Below are 14,736 nucleotides of genomic sequence, written 5' to 3' on the forward strand. Positions count from 1 at the left end.
ATCCTTACTGTTTGGGGAGGGTTCGGGCGGGGCGGATACCGGTGCCGGTCGTCTTGGTGAGGGTGTCGCCGAGATCTTCACGCATCGTCTGGGCGAGTTTTTCCAGCCGTTCGACAATTTCGGGATGCTCCTTCAGAAGATCTTTCGACTCGGCGGGATCCTGCTTCAAATTATAAAGCGATTTGAGCAACTTGGCGGAGCCTTGCTTGGCCGGTTTGCCCTCGGCGGGGACCTCGCCTTCTACCGTCCGATAGGTATGTTCGAAATGCAGCTTCCAGTCGCCACTGCGAATCGCCTGGAGTTCCTGCCCCCAGTAGAAGTAGTAGGCTTCCTGCGGGGATTTCGCATCGGAAGTGCAGAGAGCGGAAATATCCTTGCCATCAATTTTCAGCTTGGGAAGCTCGGCCCCGCACCACTTAGCGAGTGTCGGCAGAATGTCGATGGTCATGGCCGGTTCCCGACAGATGCTATTCGCGGGGATCTTGCCCGGCCAGCGGATCAAAAACGGTTCGCGAATGCCTCCTTCGAAACTGGTTCCTTTGCCTTCACGCAGTCCTCCCGAGCTACCGCCGTGGTTGCCGTAGGTGAGCCAGGGGCCGTTGTCGGAGGAGAAGATCAAAATCGTGTTCTCTTCCAGATTGTCCCTCTTCAGTGCGTTCATGATCTCGCCCACTGACCAATCGAGTTCCATCACCACATCGCCGTAGAGGCCAGCTTTCGATTTCCCTTTGAATTTCTCCGAGACGTGCAGCGGCACATGCGGCATGCTGTGCGGCAGGTAAAGGAAGAACGGCTTCTCCTTGTTTTTCTCGATGAACTTGATGGCCCGCTCGGTGTACAGAGTCGTCAATTTGGTTTGATCGGGCATCAGCTGAATCGTTTTGGTGCCCTCGATCAGTGGCAGCGGCGGATATTTGCCGGTGGGATGATTGGGCCACATATCGTTGGAATAGGGCAGCCCCAGATATTCATCGAAGCCGCGATGCGTTGGTAGAAAGGGCTCTTCACAGCCCAGGTGCCATTTACCGAAGATGGCGGTTGCGTAGCCGCGAGATTTCAGCATCGAAGCAATCGTCGTCTCGCGTTCGTGCAAGCCGATGCGGTTGTTGGGACCGAGAGCGCCGAGGATGCCGACGCGGTTGGAATAGCAACCCGTCAGGAGCGCGGCCCGGGAAGCGCTACAAACTGCCTGAGAGACATAGAAGTCGGTGAACTTGCGACCTTCTTTAGCCATTCGATCTAGGTTCGGTGTCGGAATGACTTTGTTGCCATAAGGGCCGATGTCACCATAGCCCATGTCATCGACGAAAATGAAAACGACATTGGGCGGGCGCTCGGCCGCGTAACCGAGACTCGAGAAAAAACAGAGAGTGAGGAGTACGGAGAGAAATTTCATTGTGCTGGCCTCAGGCGGTATCCGATGGGCTGAAAGCTAACTTATTCGAAGCCGGGAGACGAGCAAATTATTCGGAAAGGAACCGGCAGGCTTCCTGGCCAATCTCTGCCTTAAACTGCGTTAAGCGATGATCGCCGTTTTTGAAAACGCGCAGCTGCAGGTGAGGGTAGGGGCAGCTGTTCAGGAAATCCCAGGAATCGCTGACGGGAACAACGTCATCAGCCAAGCCGTGCAGGATCAGCATCGGTTTCTGCCAGCGGAAGGCCAGGGCGGTAGGCGAGAACGCGTAACGTTCTTCGGCAAAAGCATACTTCAGTTCCGCGTCCACCCATTGTCCGGTGAAAAGGTGCGAACCCTGATTTTTCCAGTCTTCCTGTTGTTCGGGAGTCAACGATTCCCAGCGGCGTTGAAGGAAGCGGAAGGCGGGAGCTAGCAGCACGCAGCGGGTCACTTCGCCGGCTTGCAGACCGAACCAGGCGGAGGCCCAACCTCCCATGCTGCTGCCGACCAGACCCAGCCTTCGGATACCCCGTCCCATGAGATAGTGCCGGATGGCAGCCAAGTCTTCCAGTAGCCGGCTGCCGGTCAGATCGCTGAGTGAACCATCCGACTGGCCGTGACCCCGGAAATCGAATGCGGAGAAGCAGAGGCCGCGCTCCGCACAGGCGTCTTCGAGAGCCTGACTTTTTTCGCCGCCTCGGAAGCTTCCCAGGCCATGTACGTAGACGATGGCCATCCCGGAGGGAGAACCGTTGTAGGAAATGTCGCCCCGGAGGGTTTCACCCGAGGCAAGAGAAACGGAATAGCTTTCCCGACTGCGTTTCATTTCCTCATTGTAGCAGGGTCGATCAGGCCTGTTTCAAAGGATGTCGGAAAGACCAGGTGTGACCGAACGGATCGACGATCTGGCCGTAGCGATCGCCCCAGAACATATCGGTAGCGGGCATGGTCACGGTGGCCCCGGCCTCCGCCGCTTGAGCAATCGCTTCATCGACATTGGGGACATCCAGATGCATGTTAAAGGAGGTTGGGCCGTTGGGTGCGCGGGAGACACCGCCGCACTGTTCGGGGAAATCGTCGCAGAGATAGAACTTGAGATTGCCGATTCGCAAATCGGCATGCATCAGCTTTTCCGAGCCGGGTACAGGAACGACGGACGCCGCGGTCGCTCCAAAGGCTTTGCCGTAAAATTCGACGGCGGCTTTGCCCCCTTTGACGACCAGATGCGGAACCAACTCGGTAGCCAGAATCATGATATCCCCCAAGGAAAGAGTGTAAAATAGTGTTCACATGAACATTATTCGGGTAATAATGCCGAATCGCTTTCTGAATTGCAAGCGCGGTTTCCGGGGTAAGTCATTTATCATTTACCTGGGAAGGCAGAATCGGACTTTTTGTTGAAACTGTAATGTCACAAATGGATGGATTCGCTTTATAGAAGGGGGGAGACGCCTACTTTTTTAGTTGAAAGGTCTGCCATGTCCACCTCTCCGCCGGTAATAGCGATGCAAGCGAAATTCTATTTTTGGGCCCGGCTCTTCTGCCGTCTGTTCTTGATGGTTTTTCTATTCGCTTATGCCGCCGCCAAGTTTGTCGGCGCTCAGTTTGTCACGACTGGAACGACTCTGGATATTCCGGCGGGGGAGTTGAGCGGGATCGAATTGACCTGGATCTATTTTGGCTACTCCACGTTGATGAGTAGTTTCGTTCTCGGAGGGCAGGCTACGGCGGCCGTCCTATTAGGTTACGCGCGAACCGCACGTCTGGGGGCGCTCATCTTACTTCCGATTATCAGCAATATCGTGGTTATCAATTTTGCGTTTAACATCGGCACCGATACGAAGATATTTTCCATTATCCTTTTATTGATGGATCTGTTTCTCCTGGCAGGGGATTGGTCTCTTTGGAAGCGAATCTTCTGGGAAGAAATTCCATCCGAACCCGCTCAACCCGCGATACTGGGAAATCCAACGATCAAAAAGTTCAAGGTCTTCCTGGTGCCGTTGTGTGCCGTGATGATCTATGCCTTGATCTGTTATGCTCAGAGCAACAATGCCCCGCGCACTCCTCTGACGGGGGATTGGAAGTTGACCTCGGCCACCGTGAATGGAAAGGATTCCAAGGATGCGTCGTTGGGATCGGGTTGGTGGAAGATCAGCTTTGAAGCTTTCGGTCGCTTCGGTGCGCGTATTCCCGAAGGGTACCTTTCAGGTCGATATAGTGTGGAGCCGTCGACGAATTCCTTGCATTTGAAATATGATCCCACGCGCACCCCTACCCGCTGGGAACAGCCTTCCGATGCTCAACTCCGTCAACTCTATGCGGATCAGCTGGCCGACTATCGCTGGCCGGTTGATGTCACCTGTACCTATCGTTTGGAAAATGATCGATTGATAATTACGGGAAGCCGGGGCGAGGATAAGTTCGAATGGGTGCTGGTGCCGTTCGTCCGATCCAGGCAATAAATCGGCCCAGGATCTTGCCTAAAAAAACTTGGTAAGTTTCGGCGCCTTCGCGGTTTCCGATAGGGCCAAAACTGCTTAATTTCCAACCAATTTTGCAACTTCGAAGTCAATAGCCCACTTCACCCAGTTCCCCTCGCCTAAATTTCGAGTTCCGGTTATACTTCGGAGCGATAATGTTCGAACGGGAAGGATTCCCAATGTTTGAAAGCTCCACAGAACTTCGCGCGCTGCCTCAGACGACTTGGTGGCATCGACTGAATTCCAATTTCCAGGGGGATCTGCTTTATTTCCTCTCGTACCCCCTGCTGCCCGTAATTCTTCTGATTGTACTGGGTCTGGTTTCGGGCTCGCTGGGGGAAGGGGTTGGTACCCGCTATCTGATCTTTCATGCCGATCCGGTCAAAGAACTCATCGTCGGCTTCTTCCTCGGTGTACTGGCCACGGAATGCCTGCTCATCGGTTTTCTGCTGCGACTCAAGCATCGCCAGACGACTTCCTTCCACACGCTGCCCAACTTTTACCTCTACTCCTTTAACATCCTGTTCGGTCTGGCGATCATTGGCGTCGGCCTATTTCTGTTAAACCAGCTGGCGATTCTGATCACCGGTGTGCCGCCCTTCCAGATCGATGCCATCTCCTCGCCCGACCCCGATATTAACCGCCTGCCGCTGATGTTCGGCCTTGGAGTCGGTTACTGTCTTCAGGCGCTCACCATCTCGCTGGCGCCGTTCTTCGGCAAGTTCCTGGCCGATGCTTTTTTGAATATGCTCGGCTACCTATTGAAAGTTCTGCGCAGTCCAGTGGGGAGTGTCTGCTGCGGGGGCTTGTTACTTGCCGCGGCAGGCACGACCTGCCTGACCCTGATGCAAGGACAATACGCCTATCTCGGCTGGATTCTCGCCGGCTTGATCATGGTGCTGTTAGCCTTTCCCGGAACCCGCCAGGAACTCGGGGAAACTCGGGATTTCTCCAAAATCCTGCTCTTTTTCGGCACCCTGGCTTTCGTCGGACTCACGTGGCTGTCGTCCCATTTCAGCTATCGGATGGCCGTGCCGGGCAGTTTCCTTTTGCTGACCCTGTTGACGGCGGCGCTCTATGGAGCTTTTCCAATCGCGTTTCAGGAGCACGTCAGCCGGATCGAGAAACGGATCCTGCGCGAGGTCACCGATGGCAAGGTATTCGAGGATGAGGAATCGGATCGAAACTACCTCTCCTACTACATAGCCGCCGCTTTGGTGGTACCGCTGTTCGGCATTATCTTCGTGGCCTTTTCGCTCACACCGGCCTGGACTTCACCCGTGCCGACCTTCTGTTACTTCATGTACATCGTGGTCTCCGGTTACGGCTTGCTTCGCTTCGTCTCTCGTCGCACGATCCCTATTGCCATGGCCGTATTGGGCATGCTGCTCGCTCTCGGGGGCGTGCCGGCATACAAACAGCGGTTCGACCAGAGCGAATCGCTTGGCTACTTCTATAAATCGGGTCGCATGCTCGATATTGCCGAGAGTCTGGAGGCCGATCACAAGAATCAGCAGATCGTCGATCAGTTGATACGCAGCCATCACCCCGATCGGGCGAGACTCATTCGCGATCTCGATAATCAGCAGCTCATTGTACCGCTTCGCGACATGCGGCCGAACCACCCGATGTTGGGACTGGCCGATTTTCAGGATAGCGATGAGGAAACCCGTTTTCGCCGGTTATTGGCCGTGCAGGATGTTCAGTTCAATCCTCCCAACAGCGGGAAGAAGCGACCTCTGGTCTTGATCTGCATGTCGGGCGGCGGCTTGCGCGCGGCGGCCTGGACCTTTGCCATGCTGCATCAGTTGGAAGTCGAATTCGCGGCCCAGGGGATCGATTTCCCGGCCCATGTCCGCATTATTAGCGGCGCTTCGGGCGGCATGCTGGGAGCCGCCGCTTACGTTTCGTCGTTGCCGCCGCCGAATCAGCGCGCCGAGTGGCGTGAGCGGGATGAAGAATTAATCAACCAGTATCAGCAACTGACGGCCGACTGTTTAACGCCGCTGGTCAACCAGATGGTCTTCGGTGATCTGCCCGCTCTGTTTTCCCCCTGGCCGCAGCACTATGATCGCGGCAAAGCCCTGGAACGAAGCTGGATCGACAACGGCCTGAAATCGCTGAACAAGACTTTCGGCGAGCTGCGACAGGGCGAAATTGAAGGCTGGCGACCCTCGCTGATATTTTCTCCCATGATGATTGAGGACGGCCGCCGGCTTCTGATCTCGAATCTCGACCTTCGCTATGTGGCCAGTAACGATGGCAGTCTGATTCAACCGGACAATCTTTCGGATCCCAATCGTCCGCCCAACGGTTTTGAGAATTATTCGAAGGAAGCGATGGAACTGTTCCGGATGTTTCCCTCGGCCAAGCGCGATTTCACGCTGGCCAGTGCCGTGCGAATGAGTGCGACGTTTCCGTTTTTCACCCCGGCGGTTTCTCTACCGACGCGGCCGCGCCGGAGAGTGGTCGATGCGGGCTATTACGACAATTATGGCGTTTCGATTGCGTCCGCCTGGCTGTTCAGCAACAAAAATAAAGCCTGGCTGGATAACAACGTTTCCAAGATCGTCATCATTCAAATTCGCGCCTGGCCGTCGGAGGAATCTCGAACTCTGAAACGGCTGGAACTGACCGGCTCGTCTCCACTGTCGCGCTCGATCGAAGAGTTGATGTCCGTTCCCGAGGCCATGGACGGGGCGCGGGTTTCCTCGGCCTCCTTCCGCAATGATGGGCAGTTGGAACTGATGTCGGCCATTTACAGCGCCCGACGCGAAACCAAGGAATCGCACCGGGAACTGATGAAAAATGCTCCCGGGCCGATCATGGAAGTGCCCGCCTCGATTCAGTCGGAGTTCACGGTCGTGAATTTCGAGCCGCGCTCCGGAGGGGTACTGTCCTGGTATTTATCCGCCGATGAGATTGCGGAAATCAAGGCGGAAGCACGCAATCCGGACAATCTCGAACGCATCCGCAAGCTGATCGACTGGTGGGGAAAAGAGCCGAAGTGAAATAAAGGGTTGTATCTATCCGCGGAGTGGTGAAAATAAAATTATTATCCTCATCGGAGAAACAGCATGAATCGTCTCAAAGAACTTAGCAAACTCGGACAATCGGTCTGGTTGGATTACATCAAACGCAGCTCAGTTCGCAACGGCGAACTCGCCAACATCATCAAGGAAGATGGACTGGGTGGGGTCACCTCCAATCCGGCCATCTTCGAAAAAGCTTTCAGCGGCAGCACCGATTACGTCGAAGCCCTGGCTGGTCTGGCGAATCGCAAGGATCTCGACACCAAAGGGGCTTTCGAAATCCTTGCGGTCGAAGATATCCAGGGCGCCTGCGATCTGCTCAAGCCGGTCTATGACAAGACGGCCTGTCGCGATGGTTATGTGAGTCTGGAAGTGGCGCCGACTCTGGCCAACGATACCGCCGGGACGCTGGCGGAAGCCCGCCGTCTTTGGAAGATGGTCGGTCGACCGAACCTGATGATCAAAGTCCCGGCCACCAATGAAGGCATCCCGGCTTTCAAGCAACTGATTTCCGAAGGCATCAACATCAACGTCACGTTGTTGTTCGATGTGGCCTACTACGAGAGGGTAGCCCTCGCTTACATCGAAGGATTGGAAGCGCATCATCAAGCGGGCGGCGATCTGAAGAAAATGGCCAGCGTCGCCAGTTTCTTTGTGAGCCGCATCGATTCCTCGGTCGATGCCCTGACGGCCAAGAACCCCGAAGCGGCCAAGTTCTTTGGCAAAGTGGCTATCGCCAATGCGAAAGTAGCTTACCAGAGCTACAAGAAGATTTTCGCGGGCCCGCGCTGGAGCAAGCTGGCGGCGGCCGGTGCCCAAACCCAACGAGTTCTCTGGGCCAGCACGGGAACCAAGAGCCCGAAACTGAAAGACACTCTTTATGTGGAAGAGTTGATCGGCCCCGATACGGTGAATACGATTCCCCCAGCCACTTTCGATGCCTTCCGCGATCATGGCGTCGTAGCCCTGACACTCGAAAAGGATGTGGACGCCGCTTATAAGACCCTACAAGAGCTGGAGACGGCGGGAATTTCCCTAAAGAAAATCACCGATGATCTTCTGGTCGATGGGGTGAAACTGTTCGCCGATGCGTTCGTGAAACTGCTGGCCGCGGTGCAGAAAGCCCGGGGATAGCTCGATTTTGCATCATAGGGCTAAATGGGATTTCTATATGGGGTGGTGAGGTAATTCCATTCCCCTAAACTAATCCCATAGCTTTTTACCCCACCATTTTCAAAGGGTTTGCATGCGGCGCACGATGATGAAGTCCAAAATTCACCGGGCGACCGTGACGGAAGCCAATCTGGAATACGAAGGCAGCCTGACGATCGATTCCACCCTCCTGAAAGCGGCGGATATTCTGCCGTTTGAAAAAATTCACGTCTGGGATGTGACGAACGGAGCGCGACTGGTGACTTACGCCATGGAAGGGGCGGCTGGCTCGGGCGTTTGTTGCGTGAACGGAGCAGGAGCGCACCTGATCAAACCCGGGGATCTGGTGATTATCGCGACCTATACAACGCTCTCCGAAGCGAAGGCCCGCAAACACCTGCCTACCATCGTATTCGTGAACGAAAAGAATCAGATCAAAACGAAATAAATCGGGTGGTCCGACGCATCAAACCACCCGAACTCTTATTAAGCTAATTACTTAGGCATTGCAACGGGAGCCGGAGCGGGAGCAATAACCGTGGGAGGAACGGTCGTCATCGCACCAGCGCAGGGGCTGGAAGCTACACCGTAGACGGGTGCGCCGCAAGGAGCCGGAGCGTAAACTTCGCAGCTGCTCTTCTTCTTGCAGAGACCGCCGGAGAACAGACCACCGCCGAACAGGCCGCACTTCTTAGCGGGCTTGGCGCAGGGATCGCAAACGGGAGCGGGTGCACAGGGAGCAGCCATCATCACCACCGGTGCCGGTGCGCAGGGAGCGGGTGCACAAGCCGGAGCGCAAGGAGCTTCGCAATGGCTCTTCTTGTGTCCCAAGCCGGCGAACAGACCGCCGCCACCACCGAACAGGCCGCACTTCTTGGGAGCGGGTGCACAAGCCGGTGCGTAGCTCGCAACGACTGGAGTAGCACATCCGGTGCTGGGGTGGCAGTCGACTGCGGCAGGAGTGGAACCCATCGTCATCATCAGAATCATGCTGTACATCTTGAGGTCCTCAAAAGGTTTTAGAATTAAATGATCACCGCCATGGTAATCTTTTTAGAAGCGGTAATTTAGATAATTTGTGGCTAAATTGCAAGCTGCACAAAATAAAAAGTTTGGATTATATCGGATAAATGGGCGAACGTGAGAAGATTTGAGGGTAAAACATGACAAAGCTGGTTCTCGGGACGAAAAACAAGAAAAAACTCACGGAACTTAAGGACTTGCTGGCGGATTTGCCTTTCGAGGTCTTGGATTTATCGCCTTGGCCGGACGTTCCGGACGTCGAGGAGACCGGTACAACTTTTGAGGAAAATGCCCGGCTGAAAGCCACCGGCTTTGCCCGCTCGGTCCGGGAATATGTCCTGGCCGAGGACAGCGGACTGGTTGTGCCGGCTCTAAAAGGGGCGCCGGGGGTCTACTCGGCTCGCTACGGTGGTACCCACGGTAACGATGCCGCCAATAATACCAGACTACTGGCGGAGCTGAAGGATATCCCGCCCGAAAAGCGGGAAGCCTACTACGTTTGTACGGCCGCTCTAGCCGATCCTGAAGGTAACGTTCTGGTGGTGACCGAAGGGCGATGCCACGGTCGAATCGTCTCCGATTATCGGGGCGGCGGCGGCTTCGGTTACGATCCGCTCTTTTTGGTTCCGGAATATCACCAGACCTTCGGAGAATTGAGTCTCCGCGTGAAACAGGCGTTGAGTCATCGGGCCAAGGCCGTCTCCCAGCTCCGGCCGGTGTTGAGACGGCTGAGTCAGCAATCGGGGAATTAGCGGACTGCGAAATTCTCCCCAGTCAGGTTGTGGAGAATGGCAGCCAGCGCTACCTATCAGGAAATCGCTTCCGAAGTCACCGCCTTCCGCCACTATATGAAGGCGGAACGAGGCATGTCGGATAACACCATTGAAGCCTACGGCCGGGATCTGGACCGCTTCGCCCTCTGGGCCGCCCAGGGAGTACGGAAGTTCGAGAAGCCGACCCTGACCGAACTCGCCTCCTATCTGCAGTTCCTGAATGAGGAAAAGCTGGCGCCGCCGTCGATTGCCCGGAATCTGATCGCACTGAAAATGTTTTACCGGTTCCTGAAACTGGAAGAACGCGCCGATGCCAGCACGGTGGAACTGTTACACTCCCCCACCTTATGGGAGAGGATTCCCCAGGTGCTGTCTCCCCGGCAGGTGGAACAATTGATCCTCGCGCCGGTCGCCGGGGACCGTTTTTTTCTGCGCGATCGGGCTTTACTCGAAATTCTGTACGCTACGGGCTGCCGGGCCAGTGAAGTGGTGAATCTGAAACTGAACGATGTGCATCTCGATTCCGCGTTTTGCAAGTGCCAGGGGAAGGGAAGTAAGGAGCGTATTGTGCCGCTGGGTCGTTCGGCGATTCAGGCTCTGAAGTGCTATCTGGCGACCGACCGACCAAATCTCGGGCCTAGCAATCAGAACGATCCGGTATTCATTAGCCGCGGCGGCAAGAAGCTTTCCCGTGAGATGTTGTGGGTGATCGTCAAAAAGTATGTGGTTCGGGCGGGCCTGCATCCGGATACCAGCCCGCACACGCTTCGCCATAGTTTCGCCACGCACCTGTTATCGGGAGGGGCGGACCTGCGCACGGTGCAGGAACTGCTCGGTCACGCCAGCATCAATACCACGCAGTTGTACACTCACGTCGATCATGAACGGCTCCGGAAGATCCACCAGCAGTTTCATCGCCGGGCAGCGCGTCCCGGGAAGGACGCCGGCAAATAAATCATTTGACTGAATTTTCTTCCCTATCGCTATTGCAGCCAATATACTGACAAGTACCTGAATGTTAAAATTTGTCCAAATAGAGGGTTCGGTCATGGTGCGTACGGGCGTACTGGGCCTTTGTCTACTGGCTCTAAGCAATGCGGGGTTAGGGGCGGCCGATGCCAAGCCGAGCGAAGAACTCGATAAAAAAGCGCGCGAGCTGGTTCGCAAGTTAGGCGATCCGGCCTTTCGCAAGCGCGAAGCCGCGGCCAAGGAACTGCTCGCCATGGGCAGTAATAGCCTGCCCGCTTTAGAGGCTTCGCTTCACGATCCCGATGCGGAAATTCGCGAACGCTGCCAGCAGCTTCTGCCATTGGCCTACGAGGCCGACATGCGCTGGAAGATCATTCAGTTCGGCGAAGATAAGCTCGGCCAGAAGAACATCTCGCTCCCGGGCTGGAAGAAGTTCTCGCAGATGGCCGGTACCGACGAGAAGGCTCGCAAGTTCTTTACGGATATGATTACGAGCAACGTGGGTCTGCTTCAGCATGTGGAAAGCGATCCCAAGAAGGCCGCGCAGATGTACATGTCGCGCTGTTCCGATTTCGGGAATCAGCAGGCCAACATGGTTTTCGTGAACATCAATGGCATCGTACAGCGCCAGTATCAGCAACCCCCTCAACCTAAACTGCATGAATTTGCCGCACTTCTATTAGTGAATTCGGAGCCTAAGGTCGAAGACGCCGTGAACAATGGTGGAGGCAACAACTATTACTCTAATGTGGGTTATCTGCTCTATCAGCCGTACATTCGTACTTTCCTGAACGATGAAAAAGACGGGGCGATTTTCAAGAAGGTCTTCATGGGCTGGCTGGATGCCCAGATCGAACCCTACCTGACGCCGAGCAAATCTCCCAATCGAATGATGTCCAACAATTTGACTTATGCCATGCAAGCGATTCAGAATAATGATTTGAAGGAAGCCGTCGGCTTCGTGGAGAAAGTGGTGGGGCTGAAGGAATTGCAAGGCTACTGGCGTGGTCAGGCGATCTGTACTCTGGCGAAGTTCAGCGAACCCAAGCATATTAAATTGCTGGAGCCCTTGCTGAAGGATGAAACGGTAATCACCACGATCAATTTCGGCGGTGTGAATAACAAACCGATTACGGTTCAGGTTCGCGATGTGGCCCTGGGCATTACCATTCATCTGAAGGGTGAGAAGCCGGCCAGCTTCGATTTCGACGGCATGAAAGAAGGTCGGTACGGCAACATGGGGAATAATGTTTTTTATCCTTATGCGTTCGGCTTCGAAGATGACACGAATCGTAAATCGACGTTTAAGAAGTGGGACGAGTTCGTGGCCAAGAAAGCCAAAGAGGGCGAGAAGAAGAGCGAGCAGAAGAAGTAAGCTTGAGTAGGGGACTGGCGAAAGATGCCTGTCCCCGGATGAGTAAAGCGAGCAGGCCGAATTTTGGGAAGGGCATAGGTGAGCCCATTTCAGGATTCTGCCTGTTGTATTTTCGGGGGGGTATCTGTGGAAACTGCAGAGAACACATGGAGAAAACTCAGAGGACTGTCCCCTGAGTAGCGGTTAGGGAAGAAGAGTTTTTACCACCGAGTACACCGAGAGCACTGAGGGATATTGGGGGGGAAGTTCGTTTTTTGGTGCTCTGCGTGCCAAGGTGGGTCGAGTCACTTCTGAGATTTTTGAAGAAGCCCAAGCAGGAAGCGATTGATCTTTCGGTGATGGCCCTATCAGCTTGGTTTGACAAATCTTATGTTTTTTGTTACTAACTCTAGGCAGTAGATCCCCAAGAGGTTTCGTCCATGCTGCGTGCAAGTTTATTAGTCGTTTGCTTCACGATGGTGCCTTTCGCCAGCTTGGAGTGCGATGAACCCAAACCCAACGGCGAGCGGGATAAGAAGGCGCGGGAACTGGTACGCCAGTTGGGCGATCCGGTATTTCGCAAGCGAGATGCCGCGGCGCAAGAGTTGGTGGCGATGGGAACCGAGAGTCTGCCCGCCTTACAAGCAGCTGTTAATGACCAGGATGCAGAGATTCGAGAAAGAAGTAGACAGCTGTTACCTCTAGTCCTGGAGGCAGATTTAAAGACGAAGTTGATTCAATTTCGGAAAGATAAGACCGGCGAGAAGAATATCGGCCTACCTTGTTGGAAGAGATTCTCGCGGGCCGTTGGCTCCGACAAAAAATCACGTGATTTTTTTGCGGAGATGGTCTCGAACAACATGGAGTTATTTCAGTACGTCGAAACTGATGCACGGAGAGCGATGGAGATTTGTGACCAACTTGGCCCTCACTATGTGAATGGGGTCGAAGTTCCCCACCAGCGTAAGCCTAACTTATTTGATACAGTTGCCTTCCTATTGGTAAGTTCAGAACCCAATTTTAAGAAAATTATAAATTTAAAATGTGCGGATACATTCAGTCCAGTGGCCCGTCTTCTTGCTGAACGTGAAGTTCAGTTCTTCTTCGATGATCAACAAAATGGCTCAATCTTGAAAAAAGTATTTTTGCTTTGGCTGGACGTGGTAATCGAACCTTTCTTAGCACCTCGAGATACTCCGGCACCTTCGTATATATATGATTTGGAAATTGCCATGTATACAATTGAACGGAATGAAATAGATGAAGCTGTGGAATTTGTTGAGAAAGTAGTCTCTATAAAAGATCCAAGACATAAATTTGAGCGTGCGCAGGCTATCTGTTTTCTGAGCAGATTTCAGAATCCCAAGCATCTAAAATTGCTGGAAACATTAAGAGATGACGATTCTGTACTAAAAAGTTTCAATATTTGGGGGCCAGGTTACTTTCCAGTAAGCGCAGAAGTACGAGATGTGGCACTTGGGACAATCATAACCCTAAGCGGAGAGAGTCCAGAACAATTTGGTTTCGATGGAATAAATCATCCCTATTTTAAGCAGCGAATCGGGAAGTACTACAACCCAATTCACTTTGGTTTCGAAACCGACGAACATCGTAAAGCCGCCTTCAAGAAGTGGGACGAGTTCGTGGCCAAAAAAGCCAAAGAAGGCGAGAAGAAGTAAAACTCGGGGGACTGGCTCCGAGGTTCCAGTCTCCTGAGAATACCTATGCTACCGGCCGCCCGAGAGCACCAGTTCATTCCCCTCGGAATCCCGCATCACCACAAAAGTTCCCCACGGCTCGGCCTTGGGCGGCTCCCGGAATTCCACCCCGACGGCCAGCAACTCCTCGTAAGTCTTCTGCACATCGTCGCACTCGACCGATATCCCCGTGAACTTGCCAATGCGTTCCTCCTGGCCCGGCGGAGTGAACAGCGCAAAACCGGTGTCCCCGCGCGGCGGACGCACCTCGATCCAGCGCTGCGAAGGACCCATCGGCTGATCGGTAATCAGCGTAAAGCCCAGCTTGTCCACGTAAAACGCCAGAGCCCGGTCCTGATCGCGCACCGGAATCGAAGCGAACTTGATTTTTCGAATCATTGACGGATTCCCATTTTCTCGTGAGTTAAGCCGAATCGAATTTTCTCCAAATATAGCCAGCGAACACGGCTATCAACAGATGAGAAATGGCAATTTTTCGAAGTTGCTGTTGCTCGTCACTATATTGTCGGGTACTATAGTCGCCAATGGTACAGCTGGAAGCTTATATCCTGGATTCTCTTTTACCCGATCTGGTCGGGCACGACCGGCGCAGTTCTTCCTTCATCGTCTACCTCTATCTCTACCGGCTGGCTTCCCAGCAACCGAACTGGGCGGTCAAAAAATCGCACCAGGCAATTGCTTTAGCAACCGGATTGTCTCGCAGTTCGGTTCAAAGTTCTCTGACGCATTTGCAGTCGCGACAATTAATCCATACGACTCGGGCAAATCCGACGGCCGTGCCGCAACATCGGGTCAATCGGCCCTGGCTGCGATTAACGAGCCGAAAAAATTGAAGA

General features: G+C 54.1%; 14 protein-coding genes. 9 read left to right on the forward strand and 5 right to left on the reverse strand.

What is annotated here, in order from left to right; all coding sequences use genetic code 11:
• Window positions 1-4 precede the first annotated feature (4 nt).
• The 3 genes from KIH39_RS23905 to KIH39_RS23915 form a co-directional block, all read right to left on the reverse strand.
• Entirely contained in the window at window positions 5-1,396 is a 1,392-nt protein-coding gene (locus KIH39_RS23905; protein ID WP_213496209.1) for a sulfatase family protein, read from the reverse strand.
• A gap of 67 nt (window positions 1,397-1,463) precedes the next feature.
• Window positions 1,464-2,222 (reverse strand): alpha/beta hydrolase, encoded by a 759-nt coding sequence (locus KIH39_RS23910; protein WP_213496211.1) that lies wholly within the window; start codon window positions 2,220-2,222, stop codon window positions 1,464-1,466.
• A gap of 22 nt (window positions 2,223-2,244) precedes the next feature.
• On the reverse strand, window positions 2,245-2,649 hold the full coding sequence (locus KIH39_RS23915) for a VOC family protein (protein ID WP_213496214.1): 405 nt from the start codon (window positions 2,647-2,649) through the stop codon (window positions 2,245-2,247).
• A 225-nt stretch (window positions 2,650-2,874) separates the two neighbouring features.
• Here KIH39_RS23915 and KIH39_RS23920 point away from each other — a divergent pair, with 225 nt between their 5' ends.
• The 4 genes from KIH39_RS23920 to panD all read left to right on the forward strand — a co-directional run bounded on the left by KIH39_RS23920 (window position 2,875) and on the right by panD (window position 8,511).
• Window positions 2,875-3,861 (forward strand): hypothetical protein, encoded by a 987-nt coding sequence (locus tag KIH39_RS23920; RefSeq protein WP_213496216.1) that lies wholly within the window; start codon window positions 2,875-2,877, stop codon window positions 3,859-3,861.
• Window positions 3,862-4,058: 197 nt separating this feature from the next.
• A complete protein-coding gene (locus tag KIH39_RS23925; protein ID WP_213496218.1) occupies window positions 4,059-6,890 on the forward strand; it encodes a patatin-like phospholipase family protein in 2,832 nt (943 codons plus the stop codon).
• A 66-nt stretch (window positions 6,891-6,956) separates the two neighbouring features.
• The gene (tal, locus tag KIH39_RS23930; protein WP_213496220.1) at window positions 6,957-8,045 is read left to right on the forward strand and encodes a transaldolase; all 1,089 of its coding nucleotides are present in this window, start codon (window positions 6,957-6,959) and stop codon (window positions 8,043-8,045) included.
• Between the two features lie 112 nt (window positions 8,046-8,157).
• Window positions 8,158-8,511, forward strand: coding sequence for an aspartate 1-decarboxylase (gene panD / locus KIH39_RS23935; RefSeq protein WP_213496225.1), 354 nt, complete (start codon window positions 8,158-8,160; stop codon window positions 8,509-8,511).
• Window positions 8,512-8,558: 47 nt separating this feature from the next.
• Here the strand turns inward: panD and KIH39_RS23940 are convergent, their stop codons facing one another.
• Complete coding sequence (locus tag KIH39_RS23940; RefSeq protein ID WP_213496227.1) at window positions 8,559-9,062, reverse strand: hypothetical protein; 504 nt, start codon at window positions 9,060-9,062, stop codon at window positions 8,559-8,561.
• Window positions 9,063-9,226: 164 nt separating this feature from the next.
• On the opposite strand from KIH39_RS23940, the gene rdgB reads away from it, so the two are divergent.
• From rdgB to KIH39_RS23960, 4 genes are all read left to right on the forward strand, one after another.
• Window positions 9,227-9,838 carry an RdgB/HAM1 family non-canonical purine NTP pyrophosphatase gene (gene rdgB, locus KIH39_RS23945; protein WP_213496229.1) on the forward strand — a complete coding sequence of 204 codons (612 nt, stop codon included), beginning with the start codon at window positions 9,227-9,229 and terminating at the stop codon, window positions 9,836-9,838.
• Between the two features lie 36 nt (window positions 9,839-9,874).
• Complete coding sequence (xerD, locus tag KIH39_RS23950) at window positions 9,875-10,813, forward strand: site-specific tyrosine recombinase XerD (RefSeq protein WP_213496231.1); 939 nt, start codon at window positions 9,875-9,877, stop codon at window positions 10,811-10,813.
• 61 nt (window positions 10,814-10,874) lie between these two features.
• Window positions 10,875-12,203, forward strand: a complete 1,329-nt coding sequence (locus tag KIH39_RS23955) for a HEAT repeat domain-containing protein (RefSeq protein ID WP_213496233.1) — start codon at window positions 10,875-10,877, stop codon at window positions 12,201-12,203.
• 419 nt (window positions 12,204-12,622) lie between these two features.
• Entirely contained in the window at window positions 12,623-13,861 is a 1,239-nt protein-coding gene (locus KIH39_RS23960) for a HEAT repeat domain-containing protein (RefSeq protein ID WP_213496235.1), read from the forward strand.
• A 48-nt stretch (window positions 13,862-13,909) separates the two neighbouring features.
• On the opposite strand, the gene KIH39_RS23965 is transcribed toward KIH39_RS23960, so the two are convergent.
• Window positions 13,910-14,278: a VOC family protein gene (locus tag KIH39_RS23965; RefSeq protein WP_213496237.1), complete on the reverse strand. Its 369-nt coding sequence runs from the start codon at window positions 14,276-14,278 to the stop codon at window positions 13,910-13,912.
• 146 nt (window positions 14,279-14,424) lie between these two features.
• Here KIH39_RS23965 and KIH39_RS23970 point away from each other — a divergent pair, with 146 nt between their 5' ends.
• On the forward strand, window positions 14,425-14,733 hold the full coding sequence (locus KIH39_RS23970; protein WP_213496239.1) for a hypothetical protein: 309 nt from the start codon (window positions 14,425-14,427) through the stop codon (window positions 14,731-14,733).
• Window positions 14,734-14,736: the final 3 nt, after the last annotated feature.

Origin of the sequence: Telmatocola sphagniphila (assembly GCF_018398935.1) — a bacterium.
Taxonomy (GTDB): domain Bacteria; phylum Planctomycetota; class Planctomycetia; order Gemmatales; family Gemmataceae; genus Telmatocola; species Telmatocola sphagniphila.

Bases quoted from the DNA above. Each gene is read 5' to 3' on its own strand.
- KIH39_RS23905 (WP_213496209.1), bottom strand. From the start codon at position 1,396: ATGAAATTTCTCTCCGTACTCCTCACTCTCTGTTTTTTCTCGAGTCTC.
- KIH39_RS23910 (WP_213496211.1), bottom strand. From the start codon at position 2,222: ATGAAACGCAGTCGGGAAAGCTATTCCGTTTCTCTTGCCTCGGGTGAA.
- KIH39_RS23915 (WP_213496214.1), bottom strand. From the start codon at position 2,649: ATGATTCTGGCTACCGAGTTGGTTCCGCATCTGGTCGTCAAAGGGGGC.
- KIH39_RS23920 (WP_213496216.1), top strand. From the start codon at position 2,875: ATGTCCACCTCTCCGCCGGTAATAGCGATGCAAGCGAAATTCTATTTT.
- KIH39_RS23925 (WP_213496218.1), top strand. From the start codon at position 4,059: ATGTTTGAAAGCTCCACAGAACTTCGCGCGCTGCCTCAGACGACTTGG.
- tal (WP_213496220.1), top strand. From the start codon at position 6,957: ATGAATCGTCTCAAAGAACTTAGCAAACTCGGACAATCGGTCTGGTTG.
- panD (WP_213496225.1), top strand. From the start codon at position 8,158: ATGCGGCGCACGATGATGAAGTCCAAAATTCACCGGGCGACCGTGACG.
- KIH39_RS23940 (WP_213496227.1), bottom strand. From the start codon at position 9,062: ATGTACAGCATGATTCTGATGATGACGATGGGTTCCACTCCTGCCGCA.
- rdgB (WP_213496229.1), top strand. From the start codon at position 9,227: ATGACAAAGCTGGTTCTCGGGACGAAAAACAAGAAAAAACTCACGGAA.
- xerD (WP_213496231.1), top strand. From the start codon at position 9,875: ATGGCAGCCAGCGCTACCTATCAGGAAATCGCTTCCGAAGTCACCGCC.
- KIH39_RS23955 (WP_213496233.1), top strand. From the start codon at position 10,875: ATGTTAAAATTTGTCCAAATAGAGGGTTCGGTCATGGTGCGTACGGGC.
- KIH39_RS23960 (WP_213496235.1), top strand. From the start codon at position 12,623: ATGCTGCGTGCAAGTTTATTAGTCGTTTGCTTCACGATGGTGCCTTTC.
- KIH39_RS23965 (WP_213496237.1), bottom strand. From the start codon at position 14,278: ATGATTCGAAAAATCAAGTTCGCTTCGATTCCGGTGCGCGATCAGGAC.
- KIH39_RS23970 (WP_213496239.1), top strand. From the start codon at position 14,425: ATGGTACAGCTGGAAGCTTATATCCTGGATTCTCTTTTACCCGATCTG.